Source organism: Acinetobacter larvae (genome assembly GCF_001704115.1).
Classification (GTDB): domain Bacteria; phylum Pseudomonadota; class Gammaproteobacteria; order Pseudomonadales; family Moraxellaceae; genus Acinetobacter; species Acinetobacter larvae.
Genome location: NZ_CP016895.1, coordinates 2,355,630 through 2,379,230, shown reverse-complemented (window position 1 = coordinate 2,379,230; position 23,601 = coordinate 2,355,630). Strand labels below are relative to the sequence as shown.

At 40.6% G+C, this 23,601-nt stretch carries 23 protein-coding genes; 10 read left to right on the top strand and 13 right to left on the bottom strand.

Annotation, left to right across the window (positions count from 1 at the left end; translation table 11 throughout):
• Position 1 precedes the first annotated feature (1 nt).
• The gene (locus BFG52_RS10675) at positions 2 to 781 is read left to right on the top strand and encodes a TIGR03915 family putative DNA repair protein (RefSeq protein ID WP_067555844.1); all 780 of its coding nucleotides are present in this window, start codon (positions 2 to 4) and stop codon (positions 779 to 781) included.
• A 64-nt stretch (positions 782 to 845) separates the two neighbouring features.
• Here the strand turns inward: BFG52_RS10675 and BFG52_RS10670 are convergent, their stop codons facing one another.
• Complete coding sequence (locus BFG52_RS10670) at positions 846 to 1,544, bottom strand: VIT1/CCC1 transporter family protein (RefSeq protein ID WP_067555842.1); 699 nt, start codon at positions 1,542 to 1,544, stop codon at positions 846 to 848.
• 402 nt (positions 1,545 to 1,946) lie between these two features.
• Between BFG52_RS10670 and BFG52_RS10665 the strand changes: the two genes are divergently transcribed.
• Together BFG52_RS10665 and BFG52_RS10660 are read left to right on the top strand one after the other, a co-directional pair.
• Positions 1,947 to 3,236 (top strand): MFS transporter, encoded by a 1,290-nt coding sequence (locus BFG52_RS10665; RefSeq protein WP_067555839.1) that lies wholly within the window; start codon positions 1,947 to 1,949, stop codon positions 3,234 to 3,236.
• Positions 3,237 to 3,289: 53 nt separating this feature from the next.
• The gene (locus tag BFG52_RS10660) at positions 3,290 to 4,444 is read left to right on the top strand and encodes an amidohydrolase (protein ID WP_067555836.1); all 1,155 of its coding nucleotides are present in this window, start codon (positions 3,290 to 3,292) and stop codon (positions 4,442 to 4,444) included.
• A gap of 145 nt (positions 4,445 to 4,589) precedes the next feature.
• Here BFG52_RS10660 and ahpF read toward each other — a convergent pair whose 3' ends face one another.
• Entirely contained in the window at positions 4,590 to 6,158 is a 1,569-nt protein-coding gene (gene ahpF / locus BFG52_RS10655; protein WP_067555833.1) for an alkyl hydroperoxide reductase subunit F, read from the bottom strand.
• A 277-nt stretch (positions 6,159 to 6,435) separates the two neighbouring features.
• On the opposite strand from ahpF, the gene BFG52_RS10650 reads away from it, so the two are divergent.
• The 4 genes from BFG52_RS10650 (at position 6,436) to BFG52_RS10635 (ending at position 8,933) form a co-directional block, all read left to right on the top strand.
• Positions 6,436 to 6,657 (top strand): DUF1653 domain-containing protein, encoded by a 222-nt coding sequence (locus BFG52_RS10650; RefSeq protein ID WP_067555830.1) that lies wholly within the window; start codon positions 6,436 to 6,438, stop codon positions 6,655 to 6,657.
• Between the two features lie 329 nt (positions 6,658 to 6,986).
• Positions 6,987 to 7,580: an O-methyltransferase gene (locus BFG52_RS10645; protein ID WP_067555827.1), complete on the top strand. Its 594-nt coding sequence runs from the start codon at positions 6,987 to 6,989 to the stop codon at positions 7,578 to 7,580.
• A gap of 285 nt (positions 7,581 to 7,865) precedes the next feature.
• Positions 7,866 to 8,633: a hypothetical protein gene (locus BFG52_RS10640; protein WP_081408688.1), complete on the top strand. Its 768-nt coding sequence runs from the start codon at positions 7,866 to 7,868 to the stop codon at positions 8,631 to 8,633.
• 129 nt (positions 8,634 to 8,762) lie between these two features.
• Positions 8,763 to 8,933: a hypothetical protein gene (locus BFG52_RS10635; RefSeq protein ID WP_157758101.1), complete on the top strand. Its 171-nt coding sequence runs from the start codon at positions 8,763 to 8,765 to the stop codon at positions 8,931 to 8,933.
• 53 nt (positions 8,934 to 8,986) lie between these two features.
• On the opposite strand, the gene BFG52_RS10630 is transcribed toward BFG52_RS10635, so the two are convergent.
• The 9 genes from BFG52_RS10630 to BFG52_RS10590 form a co-directional block, all read right to left on the bottom strand.
• The gene (locus BFG52_RS10630) at positions 8,987 to 9,280 is read right to left on the bottom strand and encodes a cyd operon YbgE family protein (RefSeq protein WP_067555821.1); all 294 of its coding nucleotides are present in this window, start codon (positions 9,278 to 9,280) and stop codon (positions 8,987 to 8,989) included.
• A gap of 3 nt (positions 9,281 to 9,283) precedes the next feature.
• The gene (gene cydX / locus BFG52_RS10625; RefSeq protein ID WP_067555818.1) at positions 9,284 to 9,385 is read right to left on the bottom strand and encodes a cytochrome bd-I oxidase subunit CydX; all 102 of its coding nucleotides are present in this window, start codon (positions 9,383 to 9,385) and stop codon (positions 9,284 to 9,286) included.
• 22 nt (positions 9,386 to 9,407) lie between these two features.
• Complete coding sequence (gene cydB / locus BFG52_RS10620; RefSeq protein WP_067555815.1) at positions 9,408 to 10,553, bottom strand: cytochrome d ubiquinol oxidase subunit II; 1,146 nt, start codon at positions 10,551 to 10,553, stop codon at positions 9,408 to 9,410.
• Positions 10,550 to 12,136 carry a cytochrome ubiquinol oxidase subunit I gene (locus tag BFG52_RS10615; RefSeq protein WP_067555812.1) on the bottom strand — a complete coding sequence of 529 codons (1,587 nt, stop codon included), beginning with the start codon at positions 12,134 to 12,136 and terminating at the stop codon, positions 10,550 to 10,552. The genes cydB and BFG52_RS10615 overlap by 4 nt, the downstream gene beginning before the upstream one ends.
• The gene (gene cydP / locus BFG52_RS10610) at positions 12,136 to 12,327 is read right to left on the bottom strand and encodes a cytochrome oxidase putative small subunit CydP (protein ID WP_067559466.1); all 192 of its coding nucleotides are present in this window, start codon (positions 12,325 to 12,327) and stop codon (positions 12,136 to 12,138) included. Before cydP ends, BFG52_RS10615 begins: the two co-directional genes overlap by 1 nt.
• A gap of 874 nt (positions 12,328 to 13,201) precedes the next feature.
• Positions 13,202 to 13,435 carry a hypothetical protein gene (locus BFG52_RS10605; RefSeq protein ID WP_067555810.1) on the bottom strand — a complete coding sequence of 78 codons (234 nt, stop codon included), beginning with the start codon at positions 13,433 to 13,435 and terminating at the stop codon, positions 13,202 to 13,204.
• Between the two features lie 354 nt (positions 13,436 to 13,789).
• On the bottom strand, positions 13,790 to 14,881 hold the full coding sequence (gene trmA / locus BFG52_RS10600; protein ID WP_067555807.1) for a tRNA (uridine(54)-C5)-methyltransferase TrmA: 1,092 nt from the start codon (positions 14,879 to 14,881) through the stop codon (positions 13,790 to 13,792).
• Between the two features lie 281 nt (positions 14,882 to 15,162).
• Positions 15,163 to 16,071 (bottom strand): LysR substrate-binding domain-containing protein, encoded by a 909-nt coding sequence (locus tag BFG52_RS10595; protein ID WP_067555803.1) that lies wholly within the window; start codon positions 16,069 to 16,071, stop codon positions 15,163 to 15,165.
• A 237-nt stretch (positions 16,072 to 16,308) separates the two neighbouring features.
• Positions 16,309 to 16,566: a hypothetical protein gene (locus BFG52_RS10590; RefSeq protein WP_067555801.1), complete on the bottom strand. Its 258-nt coding sequence runs from the start codon at positions 16,564 to 16,566 to the stop codon at positions 16,309 to 16,311.
• A 93-nt stretch (positions 16,567 to 16,659) separates the two neighbouring features.
• Between BFG52_RS10590 and BFG52_RS10585 the strand changes: the two genes are divergently transcribed.
• Positions 16,660 to 16,986, top strand: coding sequence for a hypothetical protein (locus BFG52_RS10585; protein ID WP_067559462.1), 327 nt, complete (start codon positions 16,660 to 16,662; stop codon positions 16,984 to 16,986).
• Between the two features lie 120 nt (positions 16,987 to 17,106).
• On the opposite strand, the gene BFG52_RS10580 is transcribed toward BFG52_RS10585, so the two are convergent.
• Positions 17,107 to 18,087, bottom strand: a complete 981-nt coding sequence (locus BFG52_RS10580) for a LysR substrate-binding domain-containing protein (RefSeq protein ID WP_067555798.1) — start codon at positions 18,085 to 18,087, stop codon at positions 17,107 to 17,109.
• Positions 18,088 to 18,429: 342 nt separating this feature from the next.
• Here BFG52_RS10580 and BFG52_RS10575 point away from each other — a divergent pair, with 342 nt between their 5' ends.
• Positions 18,430 to 19,644, top strand: a complete 1,215-nt coding sequence (locus tag BFG52_RS10575; protein ID WP_169817582.1) for an acyl-CoA dehydrogenase — start codon at positions 18,430 to 18,432, stop codon at positions 19,642 to 19,644.
• 261 nt (positions 19,645 to 19,905) lie between these two features.
• Complete coding sequence (locus BFG52_RS10570) at positions 19,906 to 21,132, top strand: CaiB/BaiF CoA transferase family protein (protein WP_067555793.1); 1,227 nt, start codon at positions 19,906 to 19,908, stop codon at positions 21,130 to 21,132.
• Between the two features lie 319 nt (positions 21,133 to 21,451).
• Here BFG52_RS10570 and ppk1 read toward each other — a convergent pair whose 3' ends face one another.
• Positions 21,452 to 23,536: a polyphosphate kinase 1 gene (ppk1, locus tag BFG52_RS10565; protein ID WP_067555790.1), complete on the bottom strand. Its 2,085-nt coding sequence runs from the start codon at positions 23,534 to 23,536 to the stop codon at positions 21,452 to 21,454.
• Positions 23,537 to 23,601 lie beyond the last annotated feature (65 nt).

Genomic DNA, 23,601 nt, shown 5'->3' with positions numbered 1-23,601 from the left:
GATGATTTATGGTTATGACGGTAGTTTAGCCGGTTTATTAAGCTGTGTATTTCGCGCTTTTCAATTTCGAGAGTTCGGGATTACGTTGCAGAGGTCACAAGCGCTGCAACAGCAGCTATTTACAGATTCAATTGAAGTTGCTACGCACACAGCACATGCGGAACGGGTTTGGATTGCCTTGCAGAAAAAACTTTCATCGGGTGCATTGCGTAGAGTTTATTATGCATTTCTGTCTGAGCAACCATGTGCACATCAGCATATTTTTAATTTTTTAGTTTATGTTTTTCAATCCAAGCAATCTGTGGCAGAAGATTATGGTCATCCAGATGTATTAGCAGTGGCACAATGGGCTAAACAAGTCGGACGTGAAAAACATCGTATGGAAGCTTTTGTGCGTTTTAAAAAAACCAAACAAGCGCTGTATTTAAGTTTAATCCGTCCAGATTTTGATGTATTACCGATCATCCAAGCGCATTTTCAGCAGCGTTATCAGGATCAACAGTGGTTAATTTATGATGAGCGTCGGCGATATGGAATTTACTATGATTTAACCGAGATACATCAAGTTGCAATGCATGCCGAGCAGATTGATTCCCATCTAGGCACTGGTCAAAGTCAGCAGTTTAGTGTTGCGTTGGATGAACAAGAACGACAATATGACCAACTGTGGAAAGATTATTTTCAGAGCGTGAATATATCATCTCGGCAAAATTTAAAACTGCATATCCAATACCTGCCCAAACGATATTGGCGTTATTTAAACGAAAAAGACTTAAGTTAAATTGGTTTGGATGTTCTTAAGATAAAGACCTCTAGAAAGACAGTAGCTCATCAATTGCTCTGCCTTAGATTGGCACATCAAAGAATGAACCAATCCAACTGGCAAAGAGCATGGCAATCACGCCCCAGATGGTCACTCTTAAACTGCCTTTAAGCATTGAAGTGCCTGAGAAATAACTGGCTAAAGCGCCCAGCGCCAGTAAGGATAATACTCCCACTACCGCCACTGTATTTTGAATCAGGTGTGCTGGACTGAGTAAAATTGCCAGCATCGGACACAATGCTCCAAGCGTAAAAGATCCAGCAGAGGAGGCGGCAGCTTGTAAAGGTTTAGCGCTGGTTGCCTCATTAATCCCAATTTCATCGCGCGCATGGGCTTCTAAAGCATCTTTGGCGGTGAGTTGTGCGGCAACTTGTTCTGCCAACGCTGGGGTAAGACCCCGCATGATATAAATATGTGTGAGTTCTTTTAATTCTAATGTCGGATTATGCTTTAGCTCGCGTGCTTCAGTTTTTAAATCCGCTTCTTCAATATCGGATTGTGATTTGACCGAAATATATTCACCGGCCGCCATAGAGGTGGCACCTGAAATCAGTCCAGCAACACAGGCAATCAACAATGTTTGGCTACTGGCACCACTGGCAGCCATTCCCATAACCAAACTGGTCACTGAAATAATGCCATCGTTGGCACCTAAAACAGCTGCACGTAACCAACCGGCACGATGAATAAAATGTGGTTCTGAATGATGTGAATAGCTCATACATAATCCATGTAATGATGGTTTAAATCAAAAAATATTTGCTTTAAGCATGGTATTCAATGCTTTTATCACGCGTATTTGATCGATCAAACAGGAATAATGACAAGGTGTAGACCTTGCCAGTAGCATATTTAAATTTCTTGCAAAAGTCATTGAAGCAGTATATTTTTTTAGCATACAGATTTAAAAGTATATGGTCGTTCAATTATAAATCACGTCACTCGAAACGACACATGAGCGTAATGCATTATCGAGAATGGCACTATAGAGAATAAAGTAATACCCATAAATAGAGCGACAGGTTTTAATATAAACAAGCCAAGTACTTTAAAAGTAGATTGCAACAACAATTATTCTGCGAATGTTGATTATAACTAAAAAACAGTCAACAAGGAGGATGAGATGCAACAGCAGGCTAAAAATAAAATTATCTCTGCGGTGATTGGCAATGCCTTGGAATGGTATGACTTTTTAATTTACGGTTTTTTGGCAACCACCATAGCACAGCTTTATTTTCCAGAACAAAATCCAGTAACGTCATTATTAATGGCCTTGGCGACCTTTGGTGTTGGTTTCCTTATGCGTCCCATAGGGGGATTGGTTTTGGGATATTATGCCGATAAAAAAGGTCGAAAATTTATTTTAGAAGTGATTATTGCTTTAATGACACTGTCGGTATTGCTGATAACGTTTTTACCCACCGCGGCCAGTATTGGCATTGCAGCACCGATTATTATGGTCATTGCACGGATGATTCAAGGTTTTGCCACAGGTGGTGAGTTCGCCAGCTCTACAGCATATGTGATCGAGGCATCGCCAGCCAATCGCAAAGGACTTTATGGCTCATGGCAATTTTTTGGACAATGTTTGGCAATATTATTTGGCTCAGGTTTTGCCGCATTATTGAGTCATTATTTGTCCGCTGAGGCATTTATGAGTTGGGGCTGGCGTTTATTATTTTTTGTCGGATTATTGATTTGCCCAGTGGGTTTATGGATTCGCTATCAATTAGATGAAAATGAAGCCTATCAACAACAACGTGTACAGGCGAGTCAGCCATTATCTATGATTGCGCAAAACCTAAAAGCGTCGATCAAACAAATTATTTTAACCATCGGGCTTAGCATAAGTGCTACAGCCGCTTTTTATGTGGTATTGATCAATACGCCGACGTATTTATATATCAAGCTAGGCATCGTGCTCTCGGACCTTTTAATTTTACAAGCTGTAGCGGTTTTATTATTAATGTTGGTTATTCCTCTAGCAGGTTTATGGTCCGATTATATTGGACGCAAGCCAGTGATTATTTTAGGTCTTTCTATCTTAATCGTGACGACTTTACCCTTATATCACTATGTCTTTACTGAAAAATCTCAAGGTGCTGTATTGCTTATGCAGTGCGTTTTGTGTGTAGGGATTGGTCTATTATTGGGTCCGGCACCGGCATTGGTGAGTGAGCAATTTAGAATAATGGGAAGAACCACGGCGATGTCGATTGCTTATAATATTGCCGTCATGACCTTTGGTGGTTTTGCGCCATTTTTAGTGATTTGGCTCAGTGAAATTTTTAATTATGCAGCACCGGCGTATTATCTGATTTTAGCGCAAATGATTGGAATGTTAGCCGTAGTCTTAATGAAAGATGATGTGCTTGAATTTAGCTATAAAAAAATTAATAAAAGCGTGACATAAACCTAAAGATCACCGTCACGTCCAGCACGACAAAGACCTAAAAGGAAGTCGCTATGAATAGCCAATTTTTACAAAAATTTATCGAGATTCGTCACCATTTACATCAGTATCCAGAATTGGGTGAGCAAACTGAAAATACCGCAACATTAATCGCAGATACTTTGGATGATCTAGGGTATCAAGTACATCGCTATGTGGGAGGTCAAGGGGTCGTCGCCGTGATGCAACGTGGGCAATCGCCGAAACGTTTGGGAATCCGTGCCGATATGGATGCGTTACCGATTGAAGAACAAAATAATTTGCCCTATAGCAGTCGTCATAAAGGACGTATGCATGCGTGTGGTCATGATGGTCATACTGCAATTTTATTGGCAGCAGCAGAATGGATTGCCGCACAAGAGGATTGGGAAGGGACGTTAAATTTAATTTTTCAGCCAGCCGAAGAAACCTTAACTGGGGCAAAAAAAATGCTAGAAGATGGTTTATTTGAGCGTTTTCCATGTGACGCGGTTTTTGCATTACATAATATGCCTGGCATTGCCTTGGGAACAGTCGTCGTGCAAGAGGGTGCTGTGATGGCTGCATCACAACACGTTGTTTGTCGGATCCGCGGGGTGGGTGGGCATGGTGCGATGCCTGAACTGACCCAAGATCCCATTATGGCTTTATCTGCTTTGATTGACGCTTTACAAACCATTAAATCACGTAATTTGGCGGTGGATGACGATGCGGCAATCAGTATCGGTTCGATCCATTGTGGTACGGTATATAATATTATTCCGCATGATATTGAGCTACAAATTAGTATTCGTACCAATCAAGAGGCGGTATTACAAAAAATAAATACGCGTTTGCAGCAAATTATAGCCGGAATAGAAATCAGCTACGCAGTTAAAATAAGTATGACCCAAAACAACTTGGTCCCTGCAACGGTAAATAGTGCCGCAGAAAGCCAATTCTTGGCTGAGCATTTACAGCAAGGTGCTGGGGTAGACGTAAAACGACAGTATAAAAAATTAATGGGCTCCGAAGATTTTGCTTGGATGCTGCAAGAATTACCTGGTTGTTATTTTTTCTTAGGCAATGGTGAGGGAGAACATCATGGGTGTTCAATCCATAATGCCCGCTATGATTTTAATGATGACAATATTTTAATTGGTGCGCAGTGTTGGAAAACTTTAGTGAGTGCCTATTTGGCACCGGTTTAGAAATTATTCAAGCACGCTTTTATATTGCGCAATATCATCATGTTAAAAAAACCAGCTGTTCATGAGAACAGCTGGCTGAGGAACAGCAGTAAATATCGTAGCAAGGTGTTTAAACTAAGCTGTTGATCGCTAGTGTATGGGGCATTTAGTCTTGGTGACCTGAACGAATAATATAATCAAATGCAGAAAGTGATGCTTTGGCACCTTCACCAGCGGCAATGATGATTTGTTTATACGGAACAGTTGTACAGTCACCTGCAGCAAACACACCTTTTATATTGGTTTCATTGCGATCATTCACCACAATTTCACCACGATTGCTCAATTCAACTTGCCCTTGCAAAAATTCGGTATTGGGCAATAAACCAATTTGTACAAAGATCCCAGCTAGCTCAAGTGTATGCTCTTGCTGTGTTTTGCGATCTTGGTATTTTAAACCAGTGACTTGGCTGCCATCGCCCAAGACTTCAGTTGACAGCGCACTGACGATAATGCTGACATTGGGTAAGCTACGCAATTTGTTTTGTAATACTTGGTCAGCACGCAGTTCATCACCAAACTCGACCAAAGTTACATGTTCTACAATTCCTGCAAGATCAATAGCCGCTTCGACACCAGAGTTACCACCACCGACAACGGCAACTTTTTTACCTTTAAATAACGGACCATCACAGTGTGGGCAATATGCAACGCCACGGGTACGATATTCTTGCTCACCCGGAATGTTCATCTCTCTCCAGCGTGCGCCAGTTGATAAGATGACTGTTTTAGAGCTCAGTTTTGCACCATTTTCCAATTCAAGTTCAACCAAGCCTGAAGCAGATTGATCTGCACCAGTAATGGTTTGCACTTTTTGTAAGTTCATGATGTCAACTTCATAGTGGCGAACATGTTGTTCCATACTGCTACCAAAAGTTGGACCTTGAGTTTTGAGTACAGAAATAAAGTTCTCAATGTCCATGGTGTCCATGACTTGCCCACCAAAACGTTCAGCCACGATACCTGTACGAATTCCTTTACGTGCCGCATACATTGCAGCAGTTGCACCCGCAGGTCCACCGCCGACCACTAAGACATCAAATGCTTGTTTGGCATTGAGACGAGCAGCATCTTTTGCAGCCGCACCCGTATCCAATTTAGCAATGATTTCTTCTAAAGTCATACGACCTTGACCAATGTGTTCACCCTCTTGGAATAACATTGGCACAGCCATGATTTTGCGTTGTTCTACTTCATCTTGGAAGAATGCACCATCAATCATGGTAGCGCTACTACCTGGATTATAAATGGCAATCAGGTTCAAGGCTTGTACCACATCAGGGCAGTTATGACAGCTTAACGATACAAAGACTTCAAAGTTCTGTGAGATATTTAAATCTTTAATTTGTTGTAATACTTCATCAGAAATTTTCGGTGCATAACCCGATACTTGTAATAGTGCCAAGATCAATGAGGTGAACTCATGTCCCATAGGAAGCCCAGCAAAGAATACCCGAGCGGCTTCACCAGCTTTGGCAATCCCAAAACTTGGACGACGACTGTTTTGTCCATCAAAGCGTGCCGTTACCAAATCAGATAACTCAGCAATTTCGGTGACTAGCTCTTTGATTTGATCAGATTTTTGCGAGTCATCCAAGCTAGCAATCAATTCGATTGGGCTTTCTAAACGTTCTAAGTAAGTTTTGAGTTGTGCTTTGATGTTTTGGTCTAACATAATCATCCTCTCCAATGAGTTGAATTATTAACTTAAGGCAATGATAGGCATTTTATACAGATTGGTAAAACAGTTAGTTTTTATTAAAACAATCGGATTTTTGGATATTAACCGAATTTTAATATGTACAGCACATTCCAAGCAGTGTTGATGCCCATCGATGTTTTGCTGGAAACTGCTGCTATTGGGTGACGTTTAAGAATATATTTATAGGATGAACCTCAATCAGCGACAATAGTTGACTATAATAAGGGTGACCATTGCTTAGGAGTGCTATATGTCAATACAACGGGGAATTTACCAACATTATAAAGGACCTTTATACCAAGTTTTATATACAGCCAAACATAGTGAAACTGAAGAACTATTGGTGATATATCAGTGTATGTATGGGGATTATTCAATTTGGGCACGACCATTATCGATGTTTCAGGAAATGATTAATATGCCCAATGGTCAACAGCAACCACGTTTTAAATTATACCAAGCAGTACAATAAAAGCACGGTCTAATTGTCGTGATGATCTGATGGACTTTATTTGAGTGCCAAATGTAAAAATATAGCCGTGCTGCATGAAAAATAATGAGGCGAATGCAAACATGAGGTAGGACAGCTTTAAAGGCTTAAGTACTTAAGTATAAGAATATCATGATCTAGGGCGCATGCAGATGCAGCTCTACATGCATCTGCTGGTATAATAGAAACCCCGATGACACCGTAGTAGAAGTGCTATGCAGATAATATATGAATGTCATCTGGATGTTATTCAATATAGATATACTTAACCTATGTTGTTATTGCGCCATATTGCTTAGAGGGTAAAGGCGATGAGTCTTGATCAAGAATTTATTACCAATGTTCAGCAGTTATATCGTAGTTTTGCAGCGCATGATGCTCAGCAAACAGAGCGTTTAAAGCGTTATCGAAATATTGAACCAGAATCAGCTCAGTTTATTGCCATGTTGATTCAGATTCAGCAGTCGAAACGAATTTTAGAGATAGGAACCTCAACAGGATATTCTACGCTTTGGATGGCAAAGGCAGCAGCAATGCATCAAGGTCATATTAGTAGTTTAGAAATTGATCCTAAACGAACAGCACAGGCCAAACAACATGCAGAACGTTTTGGTTTAACTGAGTATATTGAATTTTGGACTGGCGATGCCAAAGATTTTATTGCCCAAGCCCAAGCACCTTATGATTTGATCTTGCTAGATGCAGAACGTGATGCTTATTTAGAATACTGGCCGCATTTGCAGGCGCTTATTCGACCACAGGGTGGGGTTTTAATTGTGGATAATGTTATTTCACATGCCCAAGAGGTTAAAAGCTTCTTAGCATTATTACGCACCACACCCGGTTATTTATCCACCACATTGGCGCTGGGGGCTGGATTATTTTTATTGAATACGCAAAATTGAGCAACGAATCTGCTGATGGAGCATTATGGTATTTATTTTAGATAATACCGTGGTATTGCCTGTAGATAATCAGTCTTGCATTTGCTATTTGAGCCAATCAAATATAAAGTTTCACTGCTCTATTCGGTTTCTAGCGATGTGCTCTGAAACAATGCACGTATAACGCGTATAAAGTGATGGTTATTTGGATAAATAAAAGGCTGCGTTAACGGAAATGCAGCGTTAACAGACATGCAAGTTAAATTACAGCGTTAAATTAAAGGAAATGCAAGAAAGGAAATACAGATGAACCATCAAATGCGTCCTAAAGTATTGGCTGTCAGTGTTGTATTGGCGATACTTCCGAGCCTACTCTATGCAGATATTGGGGCCTTGAAGGCTTGGGAAATGCAGCAATTAAGCAAATATCAGGATGATGATTTCTATGATGTCAATCAAGATATTGCGACTTCAATGCTGAAGGCAATTGCACAAGACCCAGATAGTTTTCACTATGATTTCCCCGACTTGCAAAAAGCTGGTTTTTTGCAAATTCACTATTCTCCAGATAAAAAATTAAAATTCTATACTTTTGATGTGGGGCATGGTGGCACGATGGCTGAGTCAGATAATTACGTGCAGTACTATGTAACGAAAAATGATGCAGCCAACAACTCAACAAATAAAATTTTAAAATTTGATCAATTCACCGCAGGTTCTCATATTTATGAAGTAAAGCAAGTGAATATTCAGAAACAGCCTGTATATTTGGTAGCCAGTTATTATAAGGGCAGTAATTGTAATGGCATACATGCTTTAAGGGCGGTGCAATTGGGGCCACAGCAATTATTGAAGTCTTATGTTTTTCAAGCAAAGAACAAAAGCAATCATGAAATTACGCTTGAGTATGATTGCAGTAAAATAGATAGTTTTGAGCACGAAGCAGATTATTTTCGACTGAACGCAACGACGGTAGATGTACTTTTGCTGGATCAAAACAATATCCCTCAAAATAAATATCTACGTTATCGTTTAGATAAAAAGGCATTTGTTTATACCGGTATCGTAAAATAACCGCTAGATCAATTGTGCTTCAGGGGCAAACTTAAGTGACAAACTTAAGTGATAAATAATCAGGCTTTTATCATCCAACAGCATACGCTTTCTAGCATGTAGCTATACCGCAATGAAATGATATGGCTCTTGTTGGGCGAAATCATCGAGGCATTAACTGATTTTAGGGCAGTATTAGAAACAAAAGCAGAAACAAAAGCAGAAACAAAAGCAGAAACAAAAGCAGAAACAAAAGCAGAAACAAAAGCAGAAACAAAAGCAGAAACAAAAGCAGAAACAAAAACAAAGCGGCTGTCTTAAAAGACAGCCACTTTGGCGCAATCTGCTCCGGTGATGTCATCCACAACGCTAGTCTAGGCAACAAACCAAGTGTAATAACCCCATAACATCAATGGCCAAGCCAAAACAGGGTGGAATAGATATTTCCAAAGCCAAAAGCGTGGTACAAAGCCAACACCATAAACGAAGCCACCAGAGATCCCAATCATAATCAGCATTAGGCTACTATGATTGTAATGTCCATTGGCATCTAACATGGCGCTTGGATGCAGTAGTAACACACTTGCGAGGGGCAATGCCAACAAAAACGATATGGCCATTACCCATTTCTGGGGCTTTTCACTTTGTGTTGGAATTGCTTCACTCATTGCTTATTCCTCATCTAAATTTTGATGATGTTCAATATAGAGTGCGCTCAGTACACCCGCGAAGCAGGCCATGAGTACACCCAAAATCCAGGCAAAATACCACATTTAATTTCTCCTTCACCCGATCTTAATACAGACTGTGTGAGTTGTCTTCGATATGTTTCTTGGTCACTACCCCCCACATTTTGTAGTAACACCAAGTGGTGTAGCACAAAATAAGTGGTACAAAAATACATGCAGCTACAGTCATCACGGTTAAGGTATTTTTACTGGATACCGCATCCCACATGGTCAAGCTTGATATCGGGTCAATGCTTGAAGGCATCAGGAATGGGAACAAGGCAAAGCCCGCAGTTAAAATTGTACCCGTAACCATTAAGGTGGTTCCTGTAAAACTGAGTCCAGCTTTATTGCCAGATGCTGCTGCAATGGTAATCAATGCACCCAAAATCGCAACAATCGGTGCAAGCATGGTAATCGGATATAAAGTGTAGTTGTTCATCCAACCTGGGTTGTTATTGACCAAAACGTCTTTCGCCAATGGGTTGGCAATGCCGCCGATGTCATAAGGTGTGACCAGACTATAGCCTTGGATGCCACCGAAGTATAACCAAGCACCAGCAATCAAGAAGCAGGCTAGATAAACAATACCCATGATTTGCGTTGCTTTTGCAGAACGTTTACGTAGATCGTGATCTGTACGAAGCATTAACCAAGCACCACCGTGGGCACACAGCATGGCTAAACTGACAATACCACAGACCAATGCAAATGGGTTGAGCAGTGCAAAGAAGCTACCGCTGTAAGTTGAACGTAGGGTGTTATCAAGTTCAAACGGTACGCCTAAGAACATATTCCCAAAAGCAACCCCGAACACCAGCGCAGGTACCGCACCACCGACACATAAACCCCAATCCCAAGCATTACGCCATTTGGTATTTTCCAGCTTAGAACGATAGTCAAAGCCTACAGGTCTGAGGAACAGGGCAAACAAGACCAGTAACAAGGCCCAATACATACCGGAAAAGGCAGTCGCATACACCATAGGCCATGCTGCAAATAAAGCACCACCAGCGGTAATAAACCAAACTTGGTTACCATCCCAGTGTGGTGCAATGGTATTGATGGCTGCACGGCGTTCGCTATCGGTTTTACCAACAAAAGGCATAAGTGCCATGGAGCCCATATCAAAGCCATCGGTGAGGGAAAAGCCGATCAATAACACACCAACCAAAACCCACCAAATGATCTTCAGCAGTTCATATTCAATCATGACTGAGCTCCTTCATTTGCTTTTTGTTGCGCTTCGAGTTTCTCAAAATGATACTTACCCGTATGTAGAGAACTTGGACCTAAGCGTGAGAATTTGATCATGAGGTACATTTCGATCACCAACAAAATGGTGTAGAACGCAGCTAATGCACCGATAGAGCCCATGATGTCGCCCGTACTTAGGGTAGACGTTGACAAGTGTGTCGGTAGAACTTCACCAATGGTCCATGGTTGACGACCCACTTCGGCAACATACCAACCGGTTTGTGCTGCAACCCATGGTAAAGGAAGGGCAAATAAACCAAATTTTAATAACCAAGGTTTGTTCTCTGCATTGCGTTTGGCGACCGCAAAGGTAGCTAGAATAAAGAGCAATAACATGAGGAAACCAGACGCAACCATGGCGCGGAATGCCCAGAATAAGCTAGGTACGTGTGGAATAGTATCTTTGGCAGCAGATTTGATTTGTTCATCCGTCGCATCAACCACATTGCTGGTATATTTTTTCAATAGCAAACCATAACCTAAATCTTTTTGCGTGCTTTCAAAAGCGGCTTTTAATTCAGGAGATTTGTCGCCAGCGCGAAGTTGTTCCAACTGACCATATGCAAGCATACCATTACGAATACGGTCTTCATGTTGCACAATCAGGTCTTTAATCCCAGTGACTTCTTTATCGGTAGAGCGAGTTGCAATCAGACCCATTACATAAGGGATTCTGACCGCATAATCTGTGGTCATGGTTTCTTTATTGGGAATACCAAATAACGTAAACGGTGCTGGCGCTGGGTGAGTATCCCATTCTGCTTCAATGGCAGCCAGTTTGGTTTTTTGTACATCACCAAGCTCATAGCCAGATTCATCACCCAGTAAGATCACGGATAGCGTAGATGCTAAACCAAAAATTGCAGCGATGGCGAATGAGCGACGCGCAAAAGGTAAATCACGTTTCTTGAGTAGGTAATAACTTGAGATGGCTAAAACAAAGATCGCACCAGTGACATAACCCGCAGAAACGGTATGTACAAATTTAACTTGTGCAACTGGGTTGAAAATCAATGCGGCGAAATCAACCAATTCCATACGCATGGTTTCATAGTTAAATGCTGAGCCGACCGGGTTTTGCATCCAACCGTTGGCAACCAAAATCCACAAAGCAGACATGTTAGAACCAATGGCAACCAACCAGGTGACACCTAAGTGCTGAACTTTGGAGAGACGATCCCAACCAAAGAAGAATAAACCAATAAAGGTTGATTCTAAGAAGAAGGCCATTAAACCTTCAATGGCAAGTGGTGCACCAAAAATATCACCAACATAGTGTGAATAATATGCCCAGTTGGTTCCGAATTGGAACTCCATGGTTAAACCGGTGGTCACACCAAGAGCAAAGTTAATACCAAATAATTTACCCCAAAATTTGGTCATGTCTTTGTAGATTTCCTTACCTGAAATCACATAGGTGGTTTCCATGATGGCAAGGATAAATGCAAGACCTAGCGTGAGAGGTACAAAAATAAAGTGATACATTGCGGTCATTGCAAATTGAAACCGCGAAAGATCGACCACGCTTTCAGAAATCATCAACGTGTCTCCTTAATTGAGGAAGAATTGCCAGCGATACGCTCGGCGACTTGATTGTCAAAATCTTTAGGAATAGTGGGAGCATCAAACCAAATATGTTTGATGATAAGCAAAATAATCACCTTAATAATTAATATGGCAATTATCTCGCGTTTGAATCTTACATTAAAATCTTTTGGCACTAAGCTCATAATAAACCAGCCCATAAAAATATATATTCTATTATTAACCAAATAAGACAAAAGTAAAATGGTTTTGGTGACTAAATAGGTGTTAAATTTAAAAATAAATCAAGCTTAAATAAATATTAATATAAATTATTGATTTATATTAATTTTAATATATGTAATATTAAACCAACTAAAACAGTTGTGTATGTGTTTGACTAAAAGTTAAACTAAATTATTTATTTTAAATTAGACTAAAACACTAGGTTTTTTGAAGAAATATTAAACCAAGTAAATTGCTCGGGATTTTTTATACACCTGAGTAATTATTAATATGATGGAGTTATTTATATTTAAAATGATCTAAATCGATATACAATGCGGGTAATAATACGGATGACTCCTATTCTCGCTTGTCAAAGGCATTATGCATTGAAAACAGCTTGCACTAAAAAATACTAGATTTTTAAATGAAGAGCTCAGTCTGTACCCAAAAATAAATACAGAGTTCAAATAAGTCTCTCAAAAATCAGTTTCTCAATAAATAGACTGCTGCGAAGCTGAGATACGCTTATTCTATTATTAGTGAATGGCTAAGAGGGTAAATAAGCCAAGAGGATAAATGCGCTAAGACCTAAATAGGTTGGCAATATAAATGAGCTGAGGGTAAACGAGCTGATGGTCAATGGAATAAGGCGCTAATAGGCTATGATGACCGAGCTAAAATTGTAATGTATTCAAATGAAGTGCTAACGGGATTGCAATGTGATAACTTGCTCAGCGGTGTGTGCTGGAATGCTGGTGCGTAGGTTTGAGTGTGATCTTCTAGAAGGTGCTCAGCCAAACCGATGTTGGCTGTAGCACCTCTGGTCATAGGCACCCAATAGGCGCGATCTGATCAGTGATTATGAAATTGGCTAGGCAGATAAGAAACCAGTTCTTTGCGACTAAAGCCACGAGACAATAAAACGTTTTTGATTCCCTTGATAATGTCGATATCAGTTGCTTGCTGTAATGCAGTGAGTAACTGATCATTGCTCTTGCAAACAAAATCATTTTCGATACATGCGATCTGATTTTTTTGCTCGTTATGCTGTTGATCAATTAACAATACTTTATGCCAGAAACTCATAGAGCCTTCTTTACCAACCTAAGATAGATTGAAATATAACCAATAAAAAATAAAATACAAGCGATTGCTGCTGTATACATAGGCGATTAAGTACTAATATTTTCGATGATGAGCCAGCTCTTAAACGAAAAAATTAAATATGGCAGTCTAATTGAAGATTATGTTTATATGATGTGGATCACATATTTGTCATTGCTTAAAAAATGGATAAAACTATTAAGTGTTTGTATTTTATATGTTTATTTATTTTTGTTGTGGTGATTTTACCATATGCCTAAGCCATCTTAAAAGTCAAATTCAGGATTAGTCTCCATCCAGATTTTAAGATTAGCTTGGGCATCATCGCGGGCATGATTAAGTTGTAACTTTTTCTAATAACACCCCAGATTCGACATGATGGGTATAAGGGAATTGATCAAATAGCGCAAATTGAACAATTTTATGGGTCTTACAGAGCTGCTGTAAATTGTCGTATAAAGTGTCTGGATTACAAGAAATATAAAGTATTTTCGGAAACTGTTGCATTAAGGCTAAAGTGTCTGCATCGATGCCTGCACGTGGTGGATCAACAAAAATAGTGTCAAATTGATAATCTGCTAATGCAATGTCCGCTTCTTGTAAGCGTCTAAATTGGCGTTCACCCCGAAAAGCCTGACTAAATTCTTCAGCCGATAAACGTGCAACTTTAATATTCTCAATGTGATTACGTGCAATATTCCATTGCGCTGCCTGTACGGAAGACTTAGCCAGTTCTGTGGCAAGAACTTTATTAAACTGTGTGGAGAGCGGTAAGGTGAAATTGCCATTACCACAATACAGTTCTAACAAGTCTTGATTGTCGCCAGCGATGGCATCCACAGCCCATTGCAACATTGACTGACAAACTACAGCATTGGGTTGTGTGAAACTATTTTCATATTGCTTATAGCAATAATCACGTGCTGAAACGGTTAATTGTTCTAAAACGAATTGCTCACCGAATACATATTTTTCACCACGACAACGTCCAATCAGATTGATGTTGAGTTGCTGAGCCAATGTTGCTGCTGCACTGTGCCAATCCGCGTCAAGCTGACGATGATAAATCAATGACACCAACATATCGCCATGTAAAGTACACAAGAAGTGAATTTCAAATAAGCGTTTAGACAGATGAAGATTATTTTTAATCTCTGTTAATAAGATCGGCATCAACTGATTAATCGACTGATGTGCAATCGGGAACTGCTCGATGCGTTGTACAATTTTTTGTTTTTGATCTGGGCTACGCTCAAACATGGCGTAGAATAAGTCATCCTCTTGATGCCAAATACGAAATTCTGCGCGCATACGGAAGTTTTGTTCAGCGGACGGGAAAACTTGTAGTGGTGGTGCTTGGAAGACTTGAAACTGTTGTTGAATACGTTCAACTTTCTCAGCCAATTGCTGTTGATAAGCAGAAGTCATGGCAGTGATATCTATACAATACTAAAATTGCTGCGATGTTAACAAAAAAACGCTGCCTTGGCTGTAGCACAAGACAGCTTCAATACTATTTCCCTGGTTTTTGTGATATGAAGTCGCAATAAACAGTGCCCATGACCGCATTTACTCGGCAGCAGGTCGTATCGTTGTATAGCCGCTGTCCGGTATCATCGCCTTAGGCTGATGCGATTTCAGTACGTTGCTATTTCAGTACGTTGCTATTTCAGTGCACTGCTATCAGTGAGGTGTTCGAGGTATTGACTTTAGGCTTTGCTAAAATTTTGCACCAAATAATCGATAAACACACGAACCGCAGGCAATTGCCCACGACGAGACGGATAAACTGCATGGAATACGCCATGTGGTGCTTTCCACTCGGGGAGTACACGGACCAATTGACCCGATTTGACATAGGCGCATGCAATGGTATCGGGTAAAAGTGCAATACCACATCCTTGGCTAACCAACTGTGCCAGCATACTCAATTCAGATGCCATGATCATCGGATTGATTTTGACTTTGATCTGTTGTTGGGTGGATTGTTCCGTATTATAGAGTACCATTTGCTGATCCAGCTGATCTGCCACCATGCTTAAAATACGATGTTGACTCAGATCTTGTGGTGTTTTAGGGCTGTCATATTCATTGAGATAAGCTTGGCTGGCAAATAGATGTTGTTCTATATGACTAAACTCACGGATGATTAGACTCGGATCATCATCTAAGCTAGAGCGTACCCGTAGGGCCACATCAATCCCTTCATTAATAATATCGACACGGCGATTGCTCACGGAAAGCTGTAGTTTAATTTCAGGATATTGTTTTAAAAATTGTGGCAATATCTGAGCAATTTCATTTTGGGCTATACTGACTGGTAAGCTCACTTTGATCACACCACGCGGTTGTACACTTAAATGATCAACCAAATCATGAGCAGCTTGTGCGGCGTTCATCATAACTTGTGCATGGCGGTAGATATTGGCACCAATATCAGTAATAGCAAAATGTCTGGAACTACGCTGGATTAAACGTACACCGAGACTTTCTTCTAGGTGATAAACGCGACGACTTAGTTTGGATTTTGGAATATCTGTTGCTCTTTCGGCAGCACTAAAACCACCATGTTCTACGACGAGGGCAAAATAATAAAAATCATCAAAATCGTTGAGCATTGATTTTCCTAATGGCGAGCGAATGAGAATGGGAACAACACGTGTTTATGGTGAAATAATTGAGTTAACTCAGACTAAAATATAATACTATGAGCATGCTAGCAATATTTGTTGTGCATATTGATATTCTTAGCTGTGTTGCTGATCTATGTTGGTGTTTTGTAGCTGAGCATGTGGGGTAAAGAGGCAAAGAAAGACAGTTACTAGGTTGATAACGACGAGGTTATAACTGCCAAGTTAGTGCTTCGCATGCTTTTGTTGATGGCGTAATAATGCATCAATCACCTCATTGCTAAATCCCATGGAAATCAAATCAACCACCGTAGTATCACTGTGGCTTAAGATATCTTGCAGTATGGCAATGAGCTGTTGTTGTGGGGATGAGCTCTGTAACATAATACGTAGCAGATGTAAGATATAAGGCTGTCCATGACAGTCGATTTGACCACGATGTTTTTTACACGCCAAGATAATCGCGTTTTCTAAAGTTGACATGGGAGTATTCCTTAATCTTGCAAAGATTATGTGGATAAGAGTTTTTATAAAGATAAAACTGCTTTAAACTATTTTTATTTTGCTGCAGATCTTATGTCTTTTCAGTTAATCGAATCTGATCACATGCCTGAGCATGTGTATTGCCCGCATTGCCAACATGCCATCATCAATAACGATGAAGTACAATACATCCAGCCCTGTGCCCATACCTTATTTATTGCGATGGATTTGAGTTTTGAGTTTGTAAGTGATGTATTTGAAGACAGTTTGCCGCTCAGCATTGATGAAATTCATGGTAATGATGAAAATTTAAATATTTTCACAGAAATAACACGTTCTAATTATCCAGATTTTGTCATTTATAAATTTTCATTAGGGCTGCATGATTTATCGCGCTATGTGGGGGTGGCAGCAGCCTAAGCACAAACATACTGGATGCATACAAAAAACACGCAAGCCAGCCGTGATTGCTGATAAAAGCTCCGTACAATCTTTAGCCAAGCTAACAGCTGTTGATCATTGTTACTAGCTTTTAGGTTTTTATTCGAACTTGCTCTGGCTGGACGTAGTGCTGTGTTGCTTATGTGGTTGTGTTTGCGCGATTTCCTGTTGTAGCCAGGCAATAAATTTCTGTACGAGGGTGTTATTTTGCTGTTCTGAGTGGACAAAATAATAACAACGCGCGCCTTGTAGTGGAATGGGCGATGCAATAACCAGTTCTTGCTGCTGTAATTCTTTTTCTAATAACATTTGTGGAATTAAGGCAACGCCCATGTGATGCGTTGCAGCAACAGCGAGCATGGAAAATAATTCATGACGCTGCCCCTCCATGGCATAAGGATAGTCATATGCTGCGGCATCAAACCATTCTTTCCATATATAGGGACGGGTTGTTTGTTGCAATAAGGGCAATTGAGCAATTTGTGCTGGACTGAGTTGAATGTTATGGCAGTCTTGTGTGTTCACTTCTGGAAAATATTTTTCAATCAAGCGCGGCGAACATACTGGACGAACCTCTTCGGACATGAGCCAATGAAAGTTTGCACCTGGCCAATTTTCCAATTGTGATGAGGTTCCTGCATAAATTGCCCCATCAAATAAATGTTCACTAAATAAAAAAGGCTTGGTACTGGTTTCCAAATGGACCGTAATCTCTGGATAAATTTGATTAAAGCGATATAAACGCGGCAATAACCATCTCGTGGCGAAGGTTGGAACAACGCCAAGTTTTAAGGTTCCGCCCAAACCACGGTGTGAGATTAAATCCATGGTGCATTGTTCAATCCCCAATAAATGCTGTTGAATGCCTTTTAAATAGTTTTCGCCAGCTTCAGTTAGACTCACGCCATGTCGAGTACGGTGAAACAAGGACAGTTGTAAGCGTTGTTCAAGTTGCTGGATTTGACGAGAAACAGCGCTTTGCGTCATAGAGAGGCTTTGTGCTGCATCGGTGTAGCTTTTGTGCTTTGCAGCTGCCTCAAAACACAACAGTGCTTGTAAAGAAGGAATCATACGACGCATCAGGCTTGGCTCCATAGGGTTTAAGCGCTTCAACAAAACTACAGCTTTTAGAAGGTATCTCAGCACACCATTCAGCTTTAAGATATTTAAAAATAGCATGCTTGGTCGGTTTAAAATGTATTTATATGCAATATTTTTTTAAAATAATCCTGAAACTATCACAAAATCATGGTTATGGTCGCGAACAAATATTCGAAGGGGTCTTCCTGTTGTTTTAGCTATGCGTTTTACGCATAGCTCTATGCAAATTAATCGTTTGCCTTTGAGGATGTGCTTGGCTAGCATCAAGACATATCTCAAGATGCAAAGGATGCAATAATTCAAATGACTGAACATCAAACTATGCAGAAAGCTGCAAAATCACAACGTGTTGCCTTTAACTGGGAAGATCCTTTGTTGTTAGAACAACAATTAAGCAGTGAAGAGCGCATGATTCGTGATACGGCACATGCCTATTGCCAAGATAAATTGCAAGCACGGGTACTTGAGCAATTCCGCCATGAAAGTGTTGATGCGCATATTTTTAGAGAAATGGGTGAATTGGGCTTGTTGGGGCCGACCATTGCTGAGCAATACGGTGGTTCAGGTTTGAACTATGTCAGTTATGGTCTAATCGCGCGCGAGATTGAGCGAGTCGATTCTGGCTATCGTTCAATGGCGAGTGTGCAAAGTTCTTTGGTGATGGTACCGATCGAAGCCTTTGGCTCTGAGCAACAAAAACAGAAATACCTACCGAAACTGGCAACTGGCGAATATATCGGTTGCTTTGGTTTAACTGAGCCAGATCATGGTTCTGATCCGGGAAGTATGATTAGCCGCGCGCAAAAAGTTGCTGGAGGCTATCGTTTGAGTGGTGCCAAAATGTGGATTACCAATAGCCCGATTGCAGACGTTTTTGTGGTTTGGGCGAAAGAGGTCTCCGAACAAGGTCATGTTGGTGATATTCGTGGTTTCATTTTAGAAAAAGGATGGGAGGGGCTATCTGCTCCAGCAATCCATGGCAAGGTGGGATTACGTGCATCGATTACCGGTGAGATTGTCATGGATCAAGTTTTTGTGCCCGAGGAAAATGCTTTTCCTGAGATTCGTGGTTTAAAGGGTCCATTTACTTGCTTAAATAGTGCACGTTATGGCATTGCATGGGGTGCGATGGGTGCCGCAGAGTTTTGTTGGCATACTGCACGCCAATATACTTTAGACCGTAAACAGTTTGGTCGCCCATTGGCTGCCAATCAGTTAATACAAAAGAAATTGGCCGATATGCAAACAGAAATTGCACTGGGTTTACAAGCTGCATTGCAGTTTGGTCGTATGAAAGATGCTGGCGTTGCTTCGGTAGAAGGGACTTCTTTGATTAAGCGAAATAACTGCGGTAAGGCCTTGGACATCGCACGTTTGGCACGCGATATGTTAGGTGGAAATGGTATTAGCGATGAATTCGGTGTGGCGCGGCATTTGGTCAATTTAGAAGTGGTGAATACCTATGAAGGAACGCATGATGTGCATGCCTTAATTTTAGGGCGCGCACAAACGGGTATTGCGGCATTTTGTAATTAGTTGACGAAGAACAATCTGTTCTCTAGATGGCTTGCTCGGTTTTGCAAGTGATCACTGAAACCTAATTTTATTCAATCGAATCAATATAAATTACGCAGGTGTGTTGTTCGCAGCACACCTTAGGCTGCTTTTATCTTGTAAAAGCCAAATAACACGAAGGAATCATCGTTATTCAGGTCTTATGGAATATAAAAAATTAGGCAAGCATTAAGATTAGACAGCCATCAAAATGAGATGAATCAGTATAAGGGAATCAGCCAAATGGGTGCATTAACAGGGTTAAAAGTTTTAGATTTAAGTCGGGTCTTGGCCGGTCCGTGGTGTAGCCAAATTTTGGCAGACATGGGTGCAGACGTCATCAAGATTGAACGTCCAAAAACGGGTGATGATACCCGTATGTGGGGGCCGCCGTGGATGTTGGATGAACAGGATGCAGTGACCGATCAAGCCGGATATTTTCAATGTGCTAATCGCAACAAATCATCTGTCGCGATAGATATGTCGAGCGCAGAAGGGCAGGCTTTATTGCATGATATGGTTAAAGATGCAGATGTGGTGATTGAGAATTTTAAAGTCGGTGCCTTGGCAAAATATGGCTTAGATTATGAGACTTTACAGAACATACAGCCTAAATTGATTTATTGCTCTATTACGGGATATGGACAAACTGGACCACGTGCCAAGCAACCTGGTTATGATTTTGTCATCCAAGGTTTATCGGGTTTGATGAGCATCACTGGTGAAGCCGACCATCTTGCTGGCGGTGGTCCACAAAAAGTTGGTGTTGCTGTAGTGGATTTACAAACTGGATTATATGCTGCAACGGCCATTCTTGCTGCGCTTTGGTCACGTGATCGAACCGGGCAAGGACAGCATATCGATTTAGCACTATTTGATGTGCAATTGGCTGCATTGGCAAATCAGGGCATGAATTATTTACTCACAGGCAATGCCCCCAAACGTTTAGGCAATGCGCATCCCAATATTGTGCCTTATCAAACCTTTGATGCCAAAGATAAGGCTTTTATTATTGCTTGTGGTAATGACAAACAGTTTAAAGATTTATGTCATGCCATCGGGCGTTCCGATTTGCTCGAATTGCCTGACTATAGCAGCAATCAACAGCGTGTGGCACATCGTGATCGATTAATTGCAGTATTGGCTCAGCATTTCCTAACACAAGATGCCGAATATTGGGTGAGCCGTATCGATCAAGCGCAAGTGCCAGTGGGGATGATTAATAATATTGCTGAAGCTCTGGCAGAACCTCAAGTTCAAGCACGCGATATGGTGGTCAATATCCCTCATCCTCAAAATAAAGATTTTAAGATGGTTGCTTCACCGATTAAATTTTCAAAAACACCAATTGTCTATCCGCAAGCGCCTCCAGCATTAGGGCAGCATACTTTTGCTGTATTACAGCATTATCGTGACCAGCAGCAATTGCAAAGTTTGCTGGCAGCGGGTGTATTAGGCAGTAATGAGTAATTTAAAGCGCCTATATACCTATATAAGATATAAGCACAATTATTTTAGTTGATACCTAGGTTTAGCACGGTGACAGCAGTATTAGATTTGGGATACTGAGTCAGTTAAAAATACTAATACTGGCTAAGTTAAAAGTAGTGCGCCCCAACAACGGTAAATGAAAGGATAAAGACTAAAGCTTAGATAATGGCTGTATCTAGTCCATTTCAGCTTTAGTTTTTATCTATGTGTTCAAATCCAACTGCATATTATATTTAGGATGTGTCAGAGCTATGCTGTAGATGATGAAATGAGTAACATTCTGCTTGCTGTGTGATTGCTAATCTTCAAACTGATGTCTCTCAATGAGCTGTTGCTGTGCCATAAACAAGGCTTCACCATCTTTAGCTTGTATTTGTTGCCATTGTTCATCTGCATTGAGTTGCCAAGCATTGACATTGTCTTTTAAATAATTCAACAAGCCAAATTCAATAATCTGTTTTTTCAGTTTTTTATTCTCGATCGGGAAGCAGGTTTCAACCCGTGAAAATAAATTGCGACCCATCCAGTCAGCACTGGCACAATAAACTTTATTTTCGCCTGCATGGTGGAAATAATACACTCGGGTATGCTCTAAAAAACGTCCGACGATAGAACGTACCTGAATATTCTCTGAAAGTTCTTTAACCTGTGGGCGTAAACAACAGATCGAGCGCACAATTAAATCTATTTTTACCCCGGCCTGTGAGGCGCGATACAGCGCAGCAATTAATTTTGCTTCAGTGAGTGCATTGACTTTAATGATGATATGCGCTGCTTTGCCAGCTTGTGCAAAATGAATTTCTTGCTCAATGAGCTCCAGTAAATGCTGGTGTAAGGTAAATGGTGCATGTTGTAGCTTTTGTAACTGTACCAAGCGTCCCATTCCTGTCAGTTCTTGGAAGATTTTATGGACATCTTCACAGATATCTTCTTGTGTGGTCAATAGACCATAGTCTGTATAAATTTTGGCATTGCCAGCATGATAGTTACCTGTACCCAAATGTACATAACGCTTTAGCTGTTTTCCTTCTCTACGCACTACTAAAATCATTTTAGCGTGGGTCTTATAGCCGACGATGCCATAAACTACTACTGCACCAGCTTCTTGTAGCAGATTGGCGACTTCTATATTGGACTCTTCATCAAAACGCGCTCTTAACTCAATGACGGCTGTGACTTCTTTACCATTACGCGCTGCTTCGGCAAGCACTTGCACAATTTCAGATTGAGCACCACTACGATATAAAGTTTGCTTAATGGCAAGTACATTGGGGTCGTGTGCAGCCTGTTTGAGTAATTGAATAACAGGCACAAAAGAGTCAAAAGGGTGGTGTAATAAAATGTCTTGTTTACTCAGGACATCAAAAATACGCTGGGGTTGGCGCAGTACTTTCGGGATTAACGGTTGGAATGGCTTGAAATGTAAGGAAGGAATATCAAAGTCAGCCATGAAGCGTGCTAAATTGACAGGTCCTTCTATACGATAAAGTTGCGAGGGTTCAAGGTCAAATTGTTGTAATAAATAGTCACTTAGGGCTTCAGGTGCTTTACTTCCCAATTCTAGACGTACGGCACGACCAAAACGACGTGAGCTCAGCTCATCTTTGAGGGCTAATGCAATATCTGTTACATCTTGACTTAGGCTGAGATCGGCATTCCGTGTGACACGGAACTGATAGCAGCCCGTAGCAGTCATACCAGGAAATAAATCACTAATATGTTGATGGATAATTGCGGACAGTAAAATATAGTGTTCAGCGCCACCAGTAAGCTCATCTGGTAGTCGAACCATGCGGGGCAGTGAGCGTGGTGCAGGAACGATCGCCAATTCGATTTGCCGACCAAAAGCATCTTTCCCTTGTAGGGTAACAATAAAGTTTAGGCTTTTATTGACTAAACGCGGGAAAGGATGTGATGGATCAAGGCTAATAGGGGTGACTACAGGTTGAATTTGTTTGAAGAAGTACTGTTTAATCCATGCCTTATGTTTTTCTAAAATATCTTGATATTGAATAAAGCGTACAGAATAATGTTGGAGTTGTGGCAGGATCGTATAATTTAAGATTTCATATTGCTCAGCCACTGCTTGATGTGCTGTTTCTGAAATCTGTTGCAAAATGATTTCATTGGGAATGCCGTCTGGTGCATTGCTGATATTTTTAAGGTCTATTTGCTTCATTAAACCAGCAATGCGAATTTCAAAAAACTCATCGAGGTTTTTGGAAAAAATAATTAAAAAATTTAAACGCTCTAATAATGGATAATTTTCATTTTTAGCTTGAGCTAAAACACGTTTATGAAATTCTAATAATGATAGTTCACGATTAATATAGGTTGCAGAGCTATGTTGAAAGTCATTTTGAAATGGCATGTACTGTGACATTGATGGAAACCATTGATGGGCTTAAAGTTTGTTTGCATGGTAAGTCTTTGATGTGACAAAAATGT